At 62.4% G+C, this 15,793-nt stretch carries 17 protein-coding genes; 9 read left to right on the forward strand and 8 right to left on the reverse strand.

The window, feature by feature from the left end:
- The first annotated feature begins 123 nt into the window (after nucleotides 1-123).
- The 3 genes from FQP90_RS19400 to FQP90_RS19410 all read left to right on the forward strand — a co-directional run bounded on the left by FQP90_RS19400 (nucleotide 124) and on the right by FQP90_RS19410 (nucleotide 3,295).
- Nucleotides 124-1,725 carry a molybdopterin-dependent oxidoreductase gene (locus FQP90_RS19400; protein WP_244296868.1) on the forward strand — a complete coding sequence of 534 codons (1,602 nt, stop codon included), beginning with the start codon at nucleotides 124-126 and terminating at the stop codon, nucleotides 1,723-1,725.
- Nucleotides 1,726-1,860: 135 nt separating this feature from the next.
- Nucleotides 1,861-2,268, forward strand: coding sequence for an ASCH domain-containing protein (locus FQP90_RS19405; protein WP_144652706.1), 408 nt, complete (start codon nucleotides 1,861-1,863; stop codon nucleotides 2,266-2,268).
- Between the two features lie 712 nt (nucleotides 2,269-2,980).
- Nucleotides 2,981-3,295, forward strand: a complete 315-nt coding sequence (locus FQP90_RS19410) for a glyoxalase (protein WP_244296870.1) — start codon at nucleotides 2,981-2,983, stop codon at nucleotides 3,293-3,295.
- Here FQP90_RS19410 and FQP90_RS19415 read toward each other — a convergent pair.
- From FQP90_RS19415 to FQP90_RS19450, 8 genes are all read right to left on the reverse strand, one after another.
- On the reverse strand, nucleotides 3,275-3,493 hold the full coding sequence (locus FQP90_RS19415) for a hypothetical protein (protein WP_208760043.1): 219 nt from the start codon (nucleotides 3,491-3,493) through the stop codon (nucleotides 3,275-3,277). The genes FQP90_RS19410 and FQP90_RS19415 overlap by 21 nt on opposite strands.
- A gap of 198 nt (nucleotides 3,494-3,691) precedes the next feature.
- Nucleotides 3,692-4,612 (reverse strand): hypothetical protein, encoded by a 921-nt coding sequence (locus FQP90_RS19420; RefSeq protein WP_144652708.1) that lies wholly within the window; start codon nucleotides 4,610-4,612, stop codon nucleotides 3,692-3,694.
- Between the two features lie 11 nt (nucleotides 4,613-4,623).
- Nucleotides 4,624-5,013 carry a hypothetical protein gene (locus FQP90_RS19425; protein WP_144652709.1) on the reverse strand — a complete coding sequence of 130 codons (390 nt, stop codon included), beginning with the start codon at nucleotides 5,011-5,013 and terminating at the stop codon, nucleotides 4,624-4,626.
- A 43-nt stretch (nucleotides 5,014-5,056) separates the two neighbouring features.
- Nucleotides 5,057-5,644, reverse strand: a complete 588-nt coding sequence (locus FQP90_RS19430; protein WP_144652710.1) for a TetR/AcrR family transcriptional regulator — start codon at nucleotides 5,642-5,644, stop codon at nucleotides 5,057-5,059.
- A 44-nt stretch (nucleotides 5,645-5,688) separates the two neighbouring features.
- Complete coding sequence (locus tag FQP90_RS19435) at nucleotides 5,689-6,447, reverse strand: MerR family transcriptional regulator (protein WP_144652711.1); 759 nt, start codon at nucleotides 6,445-6,447, stop codon at nucleotides 5,689-5,691.
- 88 nt (nucleotides 6,448-6,535) lie between these two features.
- Nucleotides 6,536-7,195, reverse strand: coding sequence for a PadR family transcriptional regulator (locus FQP90_RS19440; protein WP_144652712.1), 660 nt, complete (start codon nucleotides 7,193-7,195; stop codon nucleotides 6,536-6,538).
- Nucleotides 7,196-7,405: 210 nt separating this feature from the next.
- Nucleotides 7,406-8,227 carry an ammonia-dependent NAD(+) synthetase gene (nadE, locus tag FQP90_RS19445; RefSeq protein WP_144652713.1) on the reverse strand — a complete coding sequence of 274 codons (822 nt, stop codon included), beginning with the start codon at nucleotides 8,225-8,227 and terminating at the stop codon, nucleotides 7,406-7,408.
- 68 nt (nucleotides 8,228-8,295) lie between these two features.
- Complete coding sequence (locus FQP90_RS19450; protein WP_144652714.1) at nucleotides 8,296-9,318, reverse strand: LacI family DNA-binding transcriptional regulator; 1,023 nt, start codon at nucleotides 9,316-9,318, stop codon at nucleotides 8,296-8,298.
- 135 nt (nucleotides 9,319-9,453) lie between these two features.
- Here FQP90_RS19450 and FQP90_RS19455 point away from each other — a divergent pair, with 135 nt between their 5' ends.
- Genes FQP90_RS19455 through FQP90_RS19480 form a run of 6 tightly spaced genes read left to right on the forward strand, consistent with a single transcriptional unit; the run spans nucleotide 9,454 to nucleotide 15,791 of the window.
- Complete coding sequence (locus FQP90_RS19455; RefSeq protein WP_208760044.1) at nucleotides 9,454-10,812, forward strand: ABC transporter substrate-binding protein; 1,359 nt, start codon at nucleotides 9,454-9,456, stop codon at nucleotides 10,810-10,812.
- 12 nt (nucleotides 10,813-10,824) lie between these two features.
- Nucleotides 10,825-11,886 (forward strand): carbohydrate ABC transporter permease, encoded by a 1,062-nt coding sequence (locus FQP90_RS19460; RefSeq protein WP_144652715.1) that lies wholly within the window; start codon nucleotides 10,825-10,827, stop codon nucleotides 11,884-11,886.
- Entirely contained in the window at nucleotides 11,883-12,818 is a 936-nt protein-coding gene (locus FQP90_RS19465; protein ID WP_144652716.1) for a carbohydrate ABC transporter permease, read from the forward strand. The genes FQP90_RS19460 and FQP90_RS19465 overlap by 4 nt, the downstream gene beginning before the upstream one ends.
- A gap of 2 nt (nucleotides 12,819-12,820) precedes the next feature.
- Nucleotides 12,821-13,669 (forward strand): sugar phosphate isomerase/epimerase family protein, encoded by an 849-nt coding sequence (locus FQP90_RS19470; RefSeq protein ID WP_144652717.1) that lies wholly within the window; start codon nucleotides 12,821-12,823, stop codon nucleotides 13,667-13,669.
- Nucleotides 13,666-14,862, forward strand: a complete 1,197-nt coding sequence (locus FQP90_RS19475) for a Gfo/Idh/MocA family protein (protein ID WP_144652718.1) — start codon at nucleotides 13,666-13,668, stop codon at nucleotides 14,860-14,862. The genes FQP90_RS19470 and FQP90_RS19475 overlap by 4 nt, the downstream gene beginning before the upstream one ends.
- The gene (locus FQP90_RS19480; protein WP_144652719.1) at nucleotides 14,859-15,791 is read left to right on the forward strand and encodes a sugar phosphate isomerase/epimerase family protein; all 933 of its coding nucleotides are present in this window, start codon (nucleotides 14,859-14,861) and stop codon (nucleotides 15,789-15,791) included. Before FQP90_RS19475 ends, FQP90_RS19480 begins: the two co-directional genes overlap by 4 nt.
- Nucleotides 15,792-15,793: the final 2 nt, after the last annotated feature.

Genomic DNA, 15,793 nt, shown 5'->3' on the forward strand with positions numbered 1-15,793 from the left:
TGCATCTTGAACATCTGTTCAAGGAAAATTATGAACAGATGTTCAAAATGACGTGCAGGGTCGGCTTGGAGGATAGGGCTGACACTCACCCATCCCTGCCCGCGGCTGCTACGAACCACTCACATGAAAAAGCTCGGACTCCGGACCAAAGGCCCCGAAACCATGGCAGCGCTGGCAGGCGTGGTGTCGGCCGGCGTCGTGCTCGCCGTGGCCGAGTTGATCGGCGCCTTCTTCACCGCCAGGGCAACCCCGGTGTTTGCCTTAGGATCCACGTTCATCGACTTCACACCTTCGTGGATGAAGGACTTTGCGATCGCCACCTTCGGTACCAACGACAAGGCCGCATTGTTCGTAGGCATGGGCCTGACGATTGCCGTGCTGGCCTGCATTCTGGGGGTAGTGGCCTACCGAAAATGGGCGCTGGGCGTCCTGGGCGTGCTGTTTATGGGCGCTGTGATTGTGGCCGCTGTCCTGACCCGCGCCGGCGTGGGGCCGGCCGATGCCATCCCTACAATTCTGGGAACGGTCTCAGGACTCATCGTCCTTCGCCGGCTCATGGTCCCGTTGTGGGGGATGAAAGCGTGGCCGGAAGCGCCGGCGGACCTGGCGTCCGACGTCGAGGTTCGCGATGGAGGCGCCGGCGTTGGAAGCGGTGGCACCAGCCGCCGTCGTTTCTTTGCCGCTGCCGGTGTCACCGCGGTGGCCGCCGGAATCGCAGCGACCGGTGGGCGGCTGCTGGGTGCCGCGCGCAACAACATAGCCCAGGCGCGGGATGCCCTTCGGTTGCCCACACCTGTCAGGGCTGCACCTCCTGTACCGGCTGGCGTTCAGTCCCCGGTTCCGGGAGTCTTGCCATGGCTGACCCCCAACAGCGAGTTCTACCGCATTGACACGGCACTGAGCGTCCCGGAAATCAACATCGATGATTGGGAACTGCGAGTGCACGGAATGGTTGAGGAAGAGGTCACCCTCACCTTTCAGGACCTGCTCGATGCGGATCTAATCGAATCGCATGTCACGCTGACCTGCGTCTCCAACCCGGTGGGTGGAAAGCTTGCCGGCAACGCCAAGTGGCTGGGCCTTCCCATCCGCGAAGTTCTGGCCCGGGCCAAGCCCAAGGAGGGCGCGGACATGGTGCTCTCCACATCCATTGACGGCTTCAGCGCCTCCACTCCTCTGGAGGTCCTGCAGGATGACCGCGATGCCATGTTGGCCATCGGCATGAACGGAGAACCGCTTCCCTTGGAGCACGGATACCCCGTGCGGATGGTGGTTCCGGGACTGTATGGATTCGTCTCTGCCACCAAATGGGTGGTGGACCTTGAGGTCACCCGCTTCGCGGACAGCAAAGCGTACTGGACCGAGCGTGGCTGGTCGGAGCGCGGGCCCATCAAGACCATGGCACGTGTGGACGTGCCCAAGTCCTTTGCGAAGTTCCCGCCAGGCAAGGTCGCCGTGGGGGGCACTGCATGGGCCCAGACTCGGGGAATCACCAAGGTGGAAGTGCAGATCGACGACGGTGAGTGGGCGGAAGCAACCCTGTCCACCGAAGCCTCCACAGTCACCTGGCGCCAGTGGTCCTATGAATGGGACGCCACACCCGGCATCCATTACGTCAAAGCCCGCGCTACCGACGGCACCGGCGAAGTCCAGACGGAAAAGCGCGCCGATCCGGTGCCTGATGGAGCCTCGGGCTGGCCGTCGGTGATGGTGACTGTGGAGTAGCTTTTCGACTGTTCGACCTGATTCCCCCCAGGGGGCGTTCCATGGTGAAGGACGTTGATGAGCGCTATCTGGGACTGCATGGCGGCCGGTGGAGGACCGGCTTACGGACAGCTTCAGAGCTGATTGACTGTTGCCATGGATGCACAGCTGCCCGTCATTGAGTTCGCTTTTCCCGGTCCACTTCGCGATCGCCTTATTAGTGCGATCCGGTCTGGGCACAAGACTGCTACGAGCTCTCTTCTCCATGAATACGAGGCGGGCAACGAGCCGCTTCCTGCTGTGGGAGACAGGGGTGGGGTCATCAATTCGAACGGAGAACAGGTAGCAATAATCGAAACCACCGCGGTCCGAATCGTCCCGCTGCAAAACGTTCCGTTGGAACACGCCCTGGCAGAGGGGGAGGGTTATGAAACGGTCGCAGAATGGCGGGCAGGCCACACTGAATTCTGGTCTTCAGAAGCAATGCAAGCTGAGCTAGGCGACGGCTTCAAAATTACCGACGCGTCGCTCATTGTGCTCGAACAGTTCAGGCTTGCCGGCTAAGGGATCCGTCTACGCCAGGACGACGACAATTCGAGCTTGTGACTGGCTAGCCAGCTGGGACCAGGAATACGCCTGTCCAAGACACGGAGGTAGAAACCTTTAGGGTCCTCCACGTCGTTGCTCAGGGGCTCGGATGCGATGTGAATTGCTCCGGTCGGGGCGCGGCCCGCTGACAAAGTGGAGTCGGGTGCGTTCGCTTGGTCCATCATCGCCAACCGGAGATAAGGTCCGGTCACCAAGGGACAGAGCTCGAGGCCCTGGCTCCTCGCAGCGGCGAAGATCCGGGACTGCACTGCGCCGTGTTTGAAGCCGAGCTCGTCTACGGTTCGCTCGACTATTCGCAAGATCTGACCCGCTGGAGTTTCAAATGCGGGGTGGGCGAGCAGCGTCTCAGCGTGCCTATTCAGCAGGACTCCCTTACTGAGGAGCAACTGCACGACCTCTGCTCGTGACAGGCCACCCACCTGAATCACAAATCCCTTATCGGCCGCAAACATCAAATTGGCCATCGCTCGCGCCCCTCGTTCAACTCAGTTGACAAGGAAAGACGTTTTATTGGTGCCATACTCGGGTTCAAAACGTCGAAGGAGTCTCTGTGTCAGAAGTTGCTGCCTATGAATCCAGTCCCACGCGAACCTCTTTTGGCTGGGGGCTTCACCATGTGCAGTTGGCAATCCCAAAGGGTGGTGAGGATGACTGCAGGAACTTCTACGTGGGCGTTCTCGGCCTCACGGAAGTGCAGAAACCGCCGGTGCTGGCGGCACGTGGCGGACTGTGGGTCCGCGCTGACAATCTTGAAATCCATTTGGGTGCTGAGGAGGGCTTCAGGCCCCAACGAAAGGCTCATCCTGGAATTTTGGTGGGCGACCTGGACGCTCTGGCCCGCCGAGTTGAAAATTTTGGTCTCACTGTGGAATGGGACGAAAACTTCCCGGGCATGAGGCGCTTCTACCTTTGGGACAACAATGGCAACCGGCTCGAGTTCTTGTCCCCTGAAGGGAGCGAGCTAGTCCAGGCGTTGCGATAGACACCCACCTTCCGTCTCCAGTCCGTCCTCTATTACGCCAACTTGGCGCTCCGGTATCTTGAAGCCGGAAATCAGGAGCGCGGCTCCGGCTGCCGCAATGAGAAGGTACACCCGCCAGTTTCCCAGCCACCACCGGCTCAGGCGAACAGGAAGGCCAAGCGCCACGCCTGCCCCCATCACGAGAATGGGCCCGATCATCAGGAAAATGACAGTGCCAAGGAACTCATGATCCCCTTACGGACAGCTCCGAGGGATTCTACGGCTGCCAGCCAACAATCAAGGTTCCTTTGGGGGAGTCACTCTCGCCATGATGCTGACAATCGCCCCACGGCTGAATGCCGACGACGGCGGGTGCTGCCGCCGTCGTCGGCTTCCTCATCCCGTCAGTGAGTGGCGTTAGCCGAACACCCGGGTACCTTCAGGCATCGCGGGCATGGAGGAGGTCCCGCCTCCGAGGTCCTTGTCATTGGCGGTCAGGCCGGTGGGGTCGTAGTAGGCGGCCACCAAGCGCTGCTTGATATAGCCCAGCACTATCTGCCCCTTGCTATCGCAGTTCCTGGCGGTGATGGCCGTGAAGTTCTGCCAACCGTTCCCCGCAGCCGGGCGGATCGTCTTGGAGCTCCACTGGGTGGGTGTGGCATCCGGGATGAGGTACTGGCGCAGCTCACCGGTGGAGAGGGTGGCCATCAACACGGCGACGGGTTTGCCGTTGGCGGCGACTGCAGGCGCCGAGCCGATGGACGTGATGGAGGCACCTCCACCGAACACCTTGACCGTGCCCGTTAAGGTCCGTGCCTGCGTGTCGATGGTGTAGCGGTAAAGCTCACCGCCATTGGTGAGCCGGAAGACGAACTGCTGTCCGCGGACGTCGGCTGTGCCGCTGTAGGCGGTGGTGATGGACTTCTGGAACCAGCCGTTGCCCAGAGTGGTCACCGGTCCGTCGATGGAGTGCTTCCACGTGCCGTCTGCCTGGAGGTCCTGCCGCTGGTTGTAGAACTTCGCTTTGCCGTCTGAGGATGTGCCGAAGTAGGAGAACTTGCCGAAGGTATCGTCGCCCAAACCGCCGAGTTGCGTCAGATAGGTCGCATCGAACGGAACGGGCGAGGACCAGCTGCTGTGTTCCCAGCGAAGCTTGCCCTCGCTGAGGAAGACGGCGCCGAGGTTGCGGTTGGGTTCCACGGTCAGCAGGGCGCCGTAGCAGTCGGTGGGCGTCGGCGATGGGGTGGGGTAGTGCGTGGCGGCGCTGGCTGGGGCAATGCCGGTGAGCGCCAGTGCCCCCGCGGCGAGCCCTCCGAGCAGCTTCGTGGTGAGTTTCATGGTGTGGCCGCTCATCGCACGTTGCGCCAAACCTGTACCGCCCTGGTGCCTGCCGGGCATTGGGCATAGGAGGTGTTAAGGCCTTGCGAGGCAGGCATCTGCCACCTCCAGGGCCCGGTCACGATAGCCTCGTGGCCGGTGGGGACATGACGGCACTTGCCCGCGACCTGATACTCAGTGCCCGGCGCATCGGAATTGCAGGTGCCTCCCACACTGAACTCGTAGTGGATCCAGACGTTACAGTTGGCATAGCCATCGTTAGCCAACGCAGGCTGAGCCGTGAGCAATGTCCCGCCCATGAAGGCAAGGGCGGCGCTGGCAGCAAGAATCTTTCGAGAAATGTTCATGGTGTTCCCCCAAATCTGTTTGGCGTCCAATGTGGTCACTTGATATTCGGCCACATCCTGCCTAGGCGCTATGGGGCGAACTACCCACGTGTTGTGCTCAGCGAGGGGCGAAGGCGATGTCTTCCGTGCGCGCAATTCCCCGCTCGATGGCCGCCTTGTCGATGCCCAGAAGCGTGGTGAGCCACATACCATTCTGCACCACCACGATGTCGTCTGCCCGCTCCCTGCATTCTTCAGGCGAAAGTCCTGGAACGGCGTTGCCTATCAAGGCCGCAAGCCCCTGGAGATATCTATCAAAGGCTGCGGCATTGATCTGTGCAAAGCCCTCGTCCGCCTGGGCGAGGGCCCACAAATGGAGGCGGAGGGATAGGTACGGCGTGGTCAGGAGGCTTGGGCTCGCAACCCGACGAAGGGACTCGCGGAGTTGTTGGTCCGGGGTTGATGTGGGCGATGGCTCCACCAGCAGGAGATCGTGTTCTTCAATCTGCTGAAGTACCGCGCGGATCAGGCTCGATTTGTCTTCGAAGTAGTAGTTCACAAGCCCAAGTGCGACGCCGGCTTCACGCGCCACGGCGCGCATATTGATGCCCGAAATGCCGTGGCGGGACAGCAACTCCAGCGCTGCGTCGAGAATGCGCTTCTGCCTGTCAACCTGTTCGCCGGACTTTACGGTGCTTGTACCCATTCGGCCAGACTATTGCGAAACCCTGATCAGCGCATCCCGGCCGTCTACAGGTTCTGTTCTGCGTAAATTCGCAGCGCATCGCGGACGAATGTCGCCCCTGATTCCCCACCGTAGTTGGCCGCGAACCGCGGATCAGCAACGTACATTTCTCCGAGTCCCGTGACGTAACCCTTCACGTCTCCGCCAGGTGCCGCCGTCGGGGTTCCCGGAATGCCGCTGAGCCACTCAACGTGACGCCTCGCCAGGTCCTGCGCCTCGTCGCTATCCGGCGAGACTCCGGATTCGGCGGTCAAAATCCAGTCCGAGCCCAGCTTCTGGACGCGATCTTTCCACTGCTGCTTTTCCTCGGCGCTCATTCCGCGCCACCAGGAATCACCGGCTGCGTAAGCGTCCTTTCCCCAGCGTTCCTCCACCTCGTCCTTGTACTGAGTGTGGTCGAAGCCGTCAAACATGTCCTGTGCCATGTACTTTCCATCCCCTTTCATTGTGTCGATGGTTTGCCGAACGGAGGCGATCTGCCGGGTCAGCCGGTCCTGCTCCTGGGCGAGCCAGTCAAGATGGCTGCTCAGCGCTTTGACAGTGTCCGTCTCACGGTTGAGAACTTCGGCAATGGCTGGAAGGCCAAGCCCTAGTTCCCGTAGCAAGAGGATGCGCTGGAGCTGAACCAAGGCCGGACCGTCGTAATAGCGGTAGCCGTTATGACCGGTCCGGCTTGGCTTCAGCAACCCGATGTCGTCGTAGTGACGCAACGTGCGGCTGGTGGTTCCTGCCATCTTGGCGATTTCCTGGATTGACCAGTCCATTCGTCCCCCGTCCTGTGCTTGTACTTCGACAGTAGGGGTTGACGCTACGTCAAGGTCAAGGGGATGGTTTGACCTCATTCCGAGAGAACTAGTCAGCCAGGATCAGGTAGAGCGCGCGGCGGGTTTCGTCCAGCTTCTCGATGGCAGCTTGACGCTGTTCGTCAGTAGCCGCTGAGCGGAACTGGTGGATGACGCCCATGAGCTTGCCGACGCTTTGGTGGAAGGCCGCTCCGGTGCCGTCCGCCTCGGTGTTCCAGGCATTGGCCAGTTCCTCTTCATGCTCGGCGATGTAGGCCTTGCCATCGTCGGTGAGAGTGAACTCGGTGCGCCGACCTTCGCCGACGGCGACGATCAGTTCCTCGTCCACCAACTGCTGCAGCGTCGGGTAGACGGAGCCTGGGCTGGGGCGCCATGCGCCGGACGTCTTCTCGGCGATGGTCTTGATCAGGCCATAGCCGTTGGACGGAGCCTCGGCCAACAGCGAGAGAATCGCCGCGCGGACGTCTCCGCGGTTGGCTCGGCGTGAACCGCCGGGGCCGAAACCCCTGGGGCCGAAGCCTGGGCCGAATCCGCCGGGTCCGAAACCTGGTCCGAATCCGCCGCCTGGCCCGAATCCGCCGCCGTGTCCGCCAGGGCCGCGTCGGCCTTTGCCGCGATTGAAGCGGCCTCGTCCATGTCCGTGGCCGGGGTGTCCATGTTCGTGATCGAGCTCGGGGAATGAGTTGTCGTGTTCGTTGATGCCTTTCATAGCAGCATCGTCCTTTCGGTTGTTGTTACGCCGAAGGAGTATCGGCGATAGTTAACGATATATCGGTATCTATCGCAACGTCAAGAGTATGTGAGAGAGGGTTGGTGGAAAGGGGGTGGGATGTGAGAGAGGGTCTTAAAGCACGACGGTGGGTGCGGACTTCCTGGGAAGCCGGCACCCGCCGTCGTGGTTTGTTCTGGAAAGCGGTGGTTATTTCCACCACGTATCGAAGATGGTGACCGGGACTGTGCGCTTGTGGCGGGTCCGGAGGTACTTCTGCTCAATGAGTTCCGCTGCGTCCTGGGGGATGTCGCGGCCTTCAAGGTAGTCGTCGATCTGGTCGTACGTAATGCCGAGCTCGTCCTCGTCGGTGCGGCCTGGCTTGTCGTCCAGGAGGTCGGCCGTGGGGACCTTCTCCCAGACACGGGAAGGCGCTCCGAGCTCGGCAAGCAGCGCACGGTTCTGGCGCTTGTTCAAGCCGAACAGCGGCAGGATGTCCGCACCGCCGTCGCCGAATTTCGTGAAGAAGCCCGTCACGGACTCGGCGCCGTGGTCGGTTCCGATCACCAGGTAGTTGTGTTCGCCGGCCAGTGCATATTGGGCGATCATGCGCGCGCGGGCCTTGGTGTTGCCCTTGTGGAAGTCGGAGATCGGGGCGCCGGTGGTCTTCTCGAACTCGTCCTCGAAGCCGTCCACGGCCTGGGAGATGTTGTAGGTCCACTCGGTCTTGGCCTTGATGAAATCAAGGGCAGCCTGGGCGTCGTCTTCGTCATGCTGGATGCCGTAGGGGAGTCGGACCGCCACGAAGTTCGCGTCGACGCCGTCGGCTTCCAGTTCCTCCACGGCCAACTGGGCGAGGCGGCCGGCCAGGGACGAGTCGATGCCGCCCGAAATACCCAGGACGAAGCCCTTGGTGCCCGTCGCTTTGACGTAGTCCTTCAGGAAGGCGACCCGCTTGCGGATCTCCTCCGCGGGATCGATCCGGGGCTGGACGCCCATTTCCTCAATGATCTTGGCCTGGAGTTCGCGCATGTGTTCCACACTAGTCAGCGCGGTCACGAAGGCTCAACCATATTGCACGCGAATGACCCAAGTGACAGTCAGTTGGGGGAGGCCGGGCCCGTGGAGCCGCGCACCGTGAGGTGGGTGGGCATGACGGCCAGGCGTCGGCTGGAGCCGGCATGCAAAGGATCCAGCTGTGCAAGCAGCATGGAGACTGCAACGCGCCCGGCCTGCTCAATGGGTGAGGCCATGGTGGTCAAGGGTGGGTTGCAGAAATCTGCGCCGAAGATGTCATCACAGCCCACGATGCTCATGTCCTCGGGTACCCGGATGCCGCGCTCACGCAGCCGTTGAAGCATTCCGATAGCCAGGAGGTCGTTGAAGACAATGCAGGCGGTTGCGCCCGTGCGGGCTGCGGCGTCCGCGGCTGCCGCACCCGACGTTGTCTTGGGGGTGAAGGGTCCTACCCGCGACGTCGTGAGCCCGCGCTCCCGGCATTCGTCTTCGAAGGTCTTCCATCGTTTGGCATTCGACCATGACGATGCCGGCCCGCCTACGTAGCAAATCCTGGTGTGGCCCAGCGAGCTAAGGTGCTCCAAGGCCTGCACCACCGCGCCCGGGGTGTCGATCATGACCGTTGGCGCATTGGAGGATGACCTGTTGATGGTGACGATCGCCTGCGAGGAGGCTGCTTCCACCAGCTGGGCGTCGGTCAAGCGGGAGGCTGCCAGGATGAAGCCGTCCGCGGTCCGCTGCATCTTGCGGAGTGTGTCGGCCTCCATCTCAGCGGACTCTTCGGTATCCACCAGCAACTGCGTGTAACCCGCAGCTTTGAGCTGGTTCTGCGTGCCCCTGATGATGTCGAAGTAGAACGGGTTGGTGACGTCGGGGACCAGCAGGGCGATGGCGTTGGTCCTTCCGGAGCTTAGGCCCCGCGCCTGCGAACTTGGCACGTAATTCAGTGCGGCCGCGGCCTGCTCGACGCGCTCCCGCGTCACGTGGTTCACCCGGCCGGGATTGGAGAGTGCCCTGGAAACAGTGGAAGTAGCCACACCGGCCAACTCCGCCACGTCGCGGATGGTGGGCACGGGTGCTGCGGTGCGGGCTTTTGAGTCTGCCATGGGGGTAATTGCAACACTTTTGGCAACTTTTGGCAAACGCTTGCCGCATGGATTGCCATCTCCCTAGACTCGACAACGAAGCCCCTGTGACGCACGACACCACCACCTGCGGGCTTGGTATCCAAGGAGGAAACAATGAGGTTTGCACCATCAGCGAAGCTGGCCGCCGTCATCGCCACGGCCGCCCTGGCTTTGACTGCCTGCGGGGGAGGCGGCAGCAGTTCAGACAGCACCGGAGGTGCCGTGGACGGCGCCGGGAAGAAGTTGAGCGTCCTGACCGGGGTGAACAACCAGTACCCCGAGCAGCAGAAGGAGTGGTTCAAGGACATTGCCGCGAAGTTCAAGGCAAAGACGGGGGCGGATGTTGAATTTGAAACATTCGCCTCCGCGAACGATGAACTGACCCGGATCCAGACATCCGTGGTTTCCGGCCAAGGCCCGGACGTCTACAGCCTCGGCACAACCTTCACCCCCACGGCCTACGCCACCAAAGCTTTTGTGACCCTCTCCGATGATGACTGGAAGAAGGTGGGCGGAAAAGACCGCTTCAACCAGGCTGCCCTCGGAATCTCCGGCCCGGACGCCGAGCACATGGCCGGCATTCCCTTTGTCAGCCGCCCGTTCGTCATGGCTTACAACAAAGACCTCCTTGCGGCTGCAGGCATTGAGAAACCGGCCACCACCTGGGATGAACTCGCTGAACAAGCCAAGAAGATGACCAACGCCGGTGCCGGAACGTACGGCCTGGCCACCGGGTACAAGGACAACTTCGACCCCTGGAAGTTCATTTGGGCCATGTCCGTCCAGGCCGGCAACCCGCTGGTGGACGGCGACAAGCTGAAGATGGACGACCCCACCGTCAAGAAAGCCTACGAGACCTACTTCGGCTGGCTCACCAAGGACAAGGTCGTGGATCCGGCAGCGATCGGCTGGAGCAACAGCAACGCCGTGGCGGCCTTCGCGTCCGGCAAGGCCGGCTACCTGATGATGACGACCTCCAGCTCCGTTCCGACCCTGGACAAGTCAGCCATCGCCGGTAAGTACGCCTACTCGATCATGCCCACCACTGCTCCCGGCGAGGCATCGCCCAAGGGCGACGGCGACAAAGCCGCAAGCATCCTCTCCGGCGACAACGTGGTGGTTGCCGACTACTCCCAGCAGAAGGACCTTGCCTTCGCCTACATCGAGCTCATCACTTCCAAGGATGAACAGCTGAACTACCAGAAGATCTTCGGCGAGCTCCCTGCGAACGCCGAAGCCCTGGCCTCCCTGACTGATCCGAAGCTTCAACCCATCGCCGATGCTGCAGGAAAGTCCAAGGCAACTCCGTTTACCGGCGCGTGGGGCGACATCCAGCTGGGTCTCCTGAACGTCACCGTCCAGTCCATCCCGGACCTCGCCAACGGTTCGGTGGATAACGCTGCCCTGGAGTCACGGCTCAAGGACGCCCAGTCCAAGGGCCAAGCCTCCCTCGACCGGGCCGCGAAGTCCTAGGCAGGATCCCCCATGTCCACTGATTCCTTCAGGGAAATGAAGGCCGTCGCCGGCCCGGCTGCCGAAGGGCAGCCGGCCCGGTCCGGCACTGCAGCCCAAGCGTCCGACGGCGGCACGCCGCCGAACGCAGGCACCAGAACCATCCAGCCAGGCGGCCGCAACAAGAAGCCCGCCCGCCGCAAGGGCCTGAGCGAGCGTAACCGTCCACTGTGGATGCTGATCCCCGGCGGCCTCCTGATGTTCGTCATCATCGTGATTCCGCTGTTCCTGGGCATCTACATGTCAGCCCTCAACCTGGACCAGTACACGCTGCGCAAATGGGTCAGCGCCCCCTTCATCGGCTTCGATAACTTTGTTGAGGCGCTGACCGACTCACCGCTGCTGCATTCGGTATGGCTGAGCGTCAGCTATTCGTTGATCGCAATGTTGGTGACCTTGCCGTTGGGAATCGCAGCGGCTGTGGCCACGCAGAACGCGTTCAAGGGCAGGGCACTTGTCCGCTCTATCTTCCTGATCCCCTACGTCCTTCCGTCCTTCGTGGTGGCCACTGTGTGGCGGACCATGTTCCAGCCGGACGGCGTGGTGGACTCGGCATTGGGCGTGTTCGGCATGGATGGTGGCCTGTGGCTCAATGGGCCGCAAACGTATTGGACGCTCATCCTGGTTCAGATCTGGGCTTCCTGGCCGTTCATCTACCTGCTGGCGCTTTCCGGCCTGCAATCCGTGGACCATGAGGTCCACGAAGCCTCGGCCTTGGACGGCGCGCTGTGGTGGAACAAGCTGCGGTACGTCATCTTCCCCTATCTCAAGGGCCCGCTGGCACTGGCGTTCCTGATCGGCATGCTGCACCACATCAACAACTTCACGCTCCCGTTCGTGTTGTTCGGCGTGCCAGCCCCGGCTGACGTCGAAGTCCTTCCGATCCTTACGTACGTCACCAGCTTCCAGAGCTTCCGCTTCGGCCTCAGCGCCGCCATGGCGTTCGTGTCCCTGGTGCTGATCGCCATACCGCTGTTCATCTACCTGCGCGCCGTCAAACTGGACGACGCCGAGACGCCTGGAGGCAAGAAGTGAGCGCATCAACCACCTCCGTTCGCGGCACGGCCAACCGGGGTTCCTCAGGAAGCGCGTTCCGGCCCGGCTCCAGGCGGCAGCATGAAGTGACCCGCCTTCTGCCCGGCCCTATGCTGGCCATCATCCTGACGGTCCTCAGCGCCATTGTGCTGATTCCAGTGGCTTACATTTTCCTGGCCTCGGTGAACTCGGACATCGGCGTGGCCAACGGTGAGTTCTGGCCGTCCACGTTCTCCCTGGAGAACTACACCAAGATCTGGTCCAGCGTCGGCCTCGCCAAAGGCCTTGCCAACAGCGTGCTGGTAGCCGGAGCCACGGCCGTGGTCTCAGCGGCCATGTCGGTGTCCATCGCCTACGTGCTGGTCCGCTACCAGTTCCGCGGCAGGCTTACCATTCTGCGAAGCCTCCTGGCACTGCAGTCTGTACCTGGAACACTCATGGTCCTGCCGGTGTTCGTTCTCTTCTCCTCGGCTGCCAGCTACCTGGGAGTCCAGGTGATCGGAACGCAGTGGGGTCTGTTCATCACCTATCTGACGTTCGCCATGCCGTTCTCCACTTGGGTGATGGTCACCTACCTGCGCGGCCTGCCGCGTGAGCTTGAGGAAGCTGCCAGGATCGACGGCGCCAGCAACCTTGGTGTCCTGGTCCGCATCATCCTGCCGCTTAGCTGGCCTGGAATTGTGGTCTCGGGAATCTTCGCCTTCCTGCTCGGATGGAACGATGTCCTGTTCGCCTCAGTGATGACCAGGCCTGACAGCCAGACGGCGGCAGTGGCCTTGCAGATCTTCGGCGCCTCGCAGGAGGGTGGAGCTATCCCCCTGTACGGCCAAATGATGGCGGCCTCGCTGGTCTGCGCGGCTCCCGTCGTGATTCTTTACCTGATTTTCCAACGTTACCTAGTGGGCGGTCTCACCGCCGGAGGAGTCAAGTAGCAATGACCGGTTCAGCAACAGTGGAGTGGACGCTCTCGGGTTTCGGAGACGAAATCGACGACGACCCCGTGATGCAGATCGCGGTGCTCCAAGCCTTGGGTGCACACCACATCGAGGTCCGCAGCGCATGGGGAACCAACATCGTGGACCTCTCAGCGGAGCAGTTGGGCGAGCTCAAGAAGATCCTGGACACAGCGGGCATGGGGGTCTCCGCCATCGCCTCGCCCATCGGCAAAGTGGACGTCACGCTGCCAGTGGAGCATGAGGTGGAGCGACTGCGTCGTGCAGCCAACGCAGCCCAGGTGCTGGGCTCCCGGTATATCCGCATCTTCTCCTTCTACTACGGGGAAGGCGTTGCCGTGGAGAGCATCCGCGACGACGTCATCGACCGCATGCGCGCACTGGCAACCGTGGCTGAGGAAGCCGGCGTGGTGCTGCTGCACGAAAACGAAAAGGACATCTTCGGAGACACCCCCGATCGCGTGCTGGACATCATCGAATCAGTGGCATCACCGGCACTGAAAGTGGCCTGGGACCCCGCCAACTTCGTCCAGGTGGGCGTCAAGCCCTTCGACGAAGGCTACGCCAAGCTCCGTCCCCACCTCGAGTACCTGCAGGTCAAGGACGCACGGTTCGCCGACGGCGTCGTGGTTCCTGCTGGTGAAGGTGACGGCGACCTGCTGCGTACCGTGGAGGCGCTGAAAGCGGATGGCTTCATAGGCTTCGCGAGCCTGGAACCGCATCTTGCCGGAGCACATGGCCTGGGTGGCTTCTCAGGGCCTACCGCGTTCGGAATGGCAGCCCGTGCCTTTGCCAACGTCGTCAACCAAGCTGGAGTGGAAACCAAGTGAGTACCGAAACGCAGAATCCCGTCCTGAACGTCGCCATCGCCGGCTGCGGAAGCATCGGCCGCACACACGCCGCCTCCGTCGGTGAGCTCCCGGAACTTCGCGTTACCGCGCTGGTGGACGAGATCACGGAAGCCGCCGACGCCCTGGCGCAGCACATCGAGGACAACGGCACCGCCCGCCCGGCCACCTTCCGTAGCCTGGCTGAAGCGTTCGCTGGTGCCGACGTCGATCTTGTCATCATCGCTACCCCCAGCGGACTGCACATCCAGCAAGCGTTGGAAGTACTCGACGCCGGCAAGCACGTGGTCATCGAAAAGCCGCTGGACGTAAAGCTGGACCGCACAGACCAGATCCTCGCTGCAGCCAAGGCTGCCGAAGCGAAGGGGCTGGTAGCCAGCGTCATCAGCCAGCACCGCTTCGATCCGGCGAGCATCGTGGTGGACCAAGCCAATCGTGCAGGTCGCTTCGGCCGCCTGACGTCCGCCATCGCATCGGTGAGTTGGTACCGCAGCCAGGGCTATTACGATTCCGGCGCCTGGCGTGGAACGTGGGCCATGGATGGCGGCGGGGCCGTGATGAACCAAGGCGTCCACACCGTGGACCTGCTGCTCTGGTTCCTTGGCCGTCCGGTGGAGATCAGTGCCAAAACAGCGCTCCTGGCACACAAGGACGTGGAGGTGGAGGACACTGCAGTGGCCACCGTGACGTTTGAGTCCGGCGCGCTCGCCGTGCTCCATGCCACCACGGCCGCCTATCCGGGACTCACCGTCAGGTTGCAGGTCATGGGCAGCAAGGGTTCTGCCGTGATCGACAATGACAACCTTGAGTACTTCCATGCGGCAGGTTCGGACGAGGAGACGCAAAGCGGACCCATGGGCCTTCGCGGTGCGGGCAACCAGGCTGAGGCGGAACTGGCCAAGCTTGCTGAACCACCCGTGCAGACCAACCTTGATCCAACCCTTTACCCGGCGGGCCACATCCGTCAGTACCGGGATGTGGTGGACGCCATCCGGAACGGCAGGCCAGCGGGCGTCACCATCCAGGATGCCGTCACGGCACTGGCCACAGTGCGCGCGCTCTATGTCTCGGCCACGCTGGGCCGCCCCGTGCTCATCGCCGATGTGGTTGCGGGCAAGTACAACGACGTTGAGGTGCGCACCGGCAACGGCCACCTCGAGGAGGTCACGGCATGAAATTCTCCGTCTTCACGGCCTCCACACCGGAATGGACTCCGCAGGAAGCAGCCTCGGAGCTGGCAGCCCAGGGCTGGCACGGCATCGAATGGCGGGTCACGGATCAGGCCGATGCCCCGGAGCCTGGTTTTTGGGCAGGGAACAAAGCCACCTGGCCCATGACGGGGCTTGAGGACTCCCTTCCGGAGATCGCCCGGCTCACCTCGGAGGCAGGACTTGAGTACTCCGGGTTGGGCGGCTACGCGCGCTGCGACAACCACGACGGCGTTGAAAGGGTCCTGGCTGCCACGGCCGCCTTGGGTGCCCGCCAGGTCAGGGTCAACGTCCTGCCGTTGGGCAATTCCAGCATGGGGGGCGGCGAGCCCAGCGGCTTGTCCTACCCTGAGCTGTTTGCGGCCACCCGGGAACACTACGAGTGGGTGGCCGAACGCGCCGCGCACCACGGAGTCAAGGCGCTGGTGGAGCTGCACCACGGCACGGTGACGGCCTCGGCATCATCGGCCCGCAGGCTCCTGGAAGGCCTGGACCCGCAGCACGTTGGGGTCATTCATGACCTGGGCAACCTGTTGATCGAAGGCTGGGAATCACCTTTGCCCGCCCTCCAGCTGCTGGGACCGTATCTTGCCCACATCCACGTCAAGAATGCCCGGTGGGTCCGCACGGAGGAACGTGACGAAGCCGGAGCCGCTGTTTGGGTGAACGAGTGGGCGCCGCTGGCCGAAGGGCAGGGGAGCGTCCTGGGCTACTTCAAAGCCTTGGCCGAGGTGGGCTACGACGAATGGGTGACAGTAGAGGACTTCTCCACGGACGTTCCGCTCACCGCACGCACCGCCGAAAATCTGCAGTACTTGCGCCGGGTAGCAGAGCTGGCCGGACTGTCAGTTCCGGCCAGTGCCGATCTCTCCGCCGGTTCCATCCCGAAAGGCTGACA

Source organism: Paenarthrobacter nitroguajacolicus, assembly GCF_007786235.1.
In the GTDB taxonomy this organism is placed as follows: domain Bacteria; phylum Actinomycetota; class Actinomycetes; order Actinomycetales; family Micrococcaceae; genus Arthrobacter; species Arthrobacter nitroguajacolicus_A.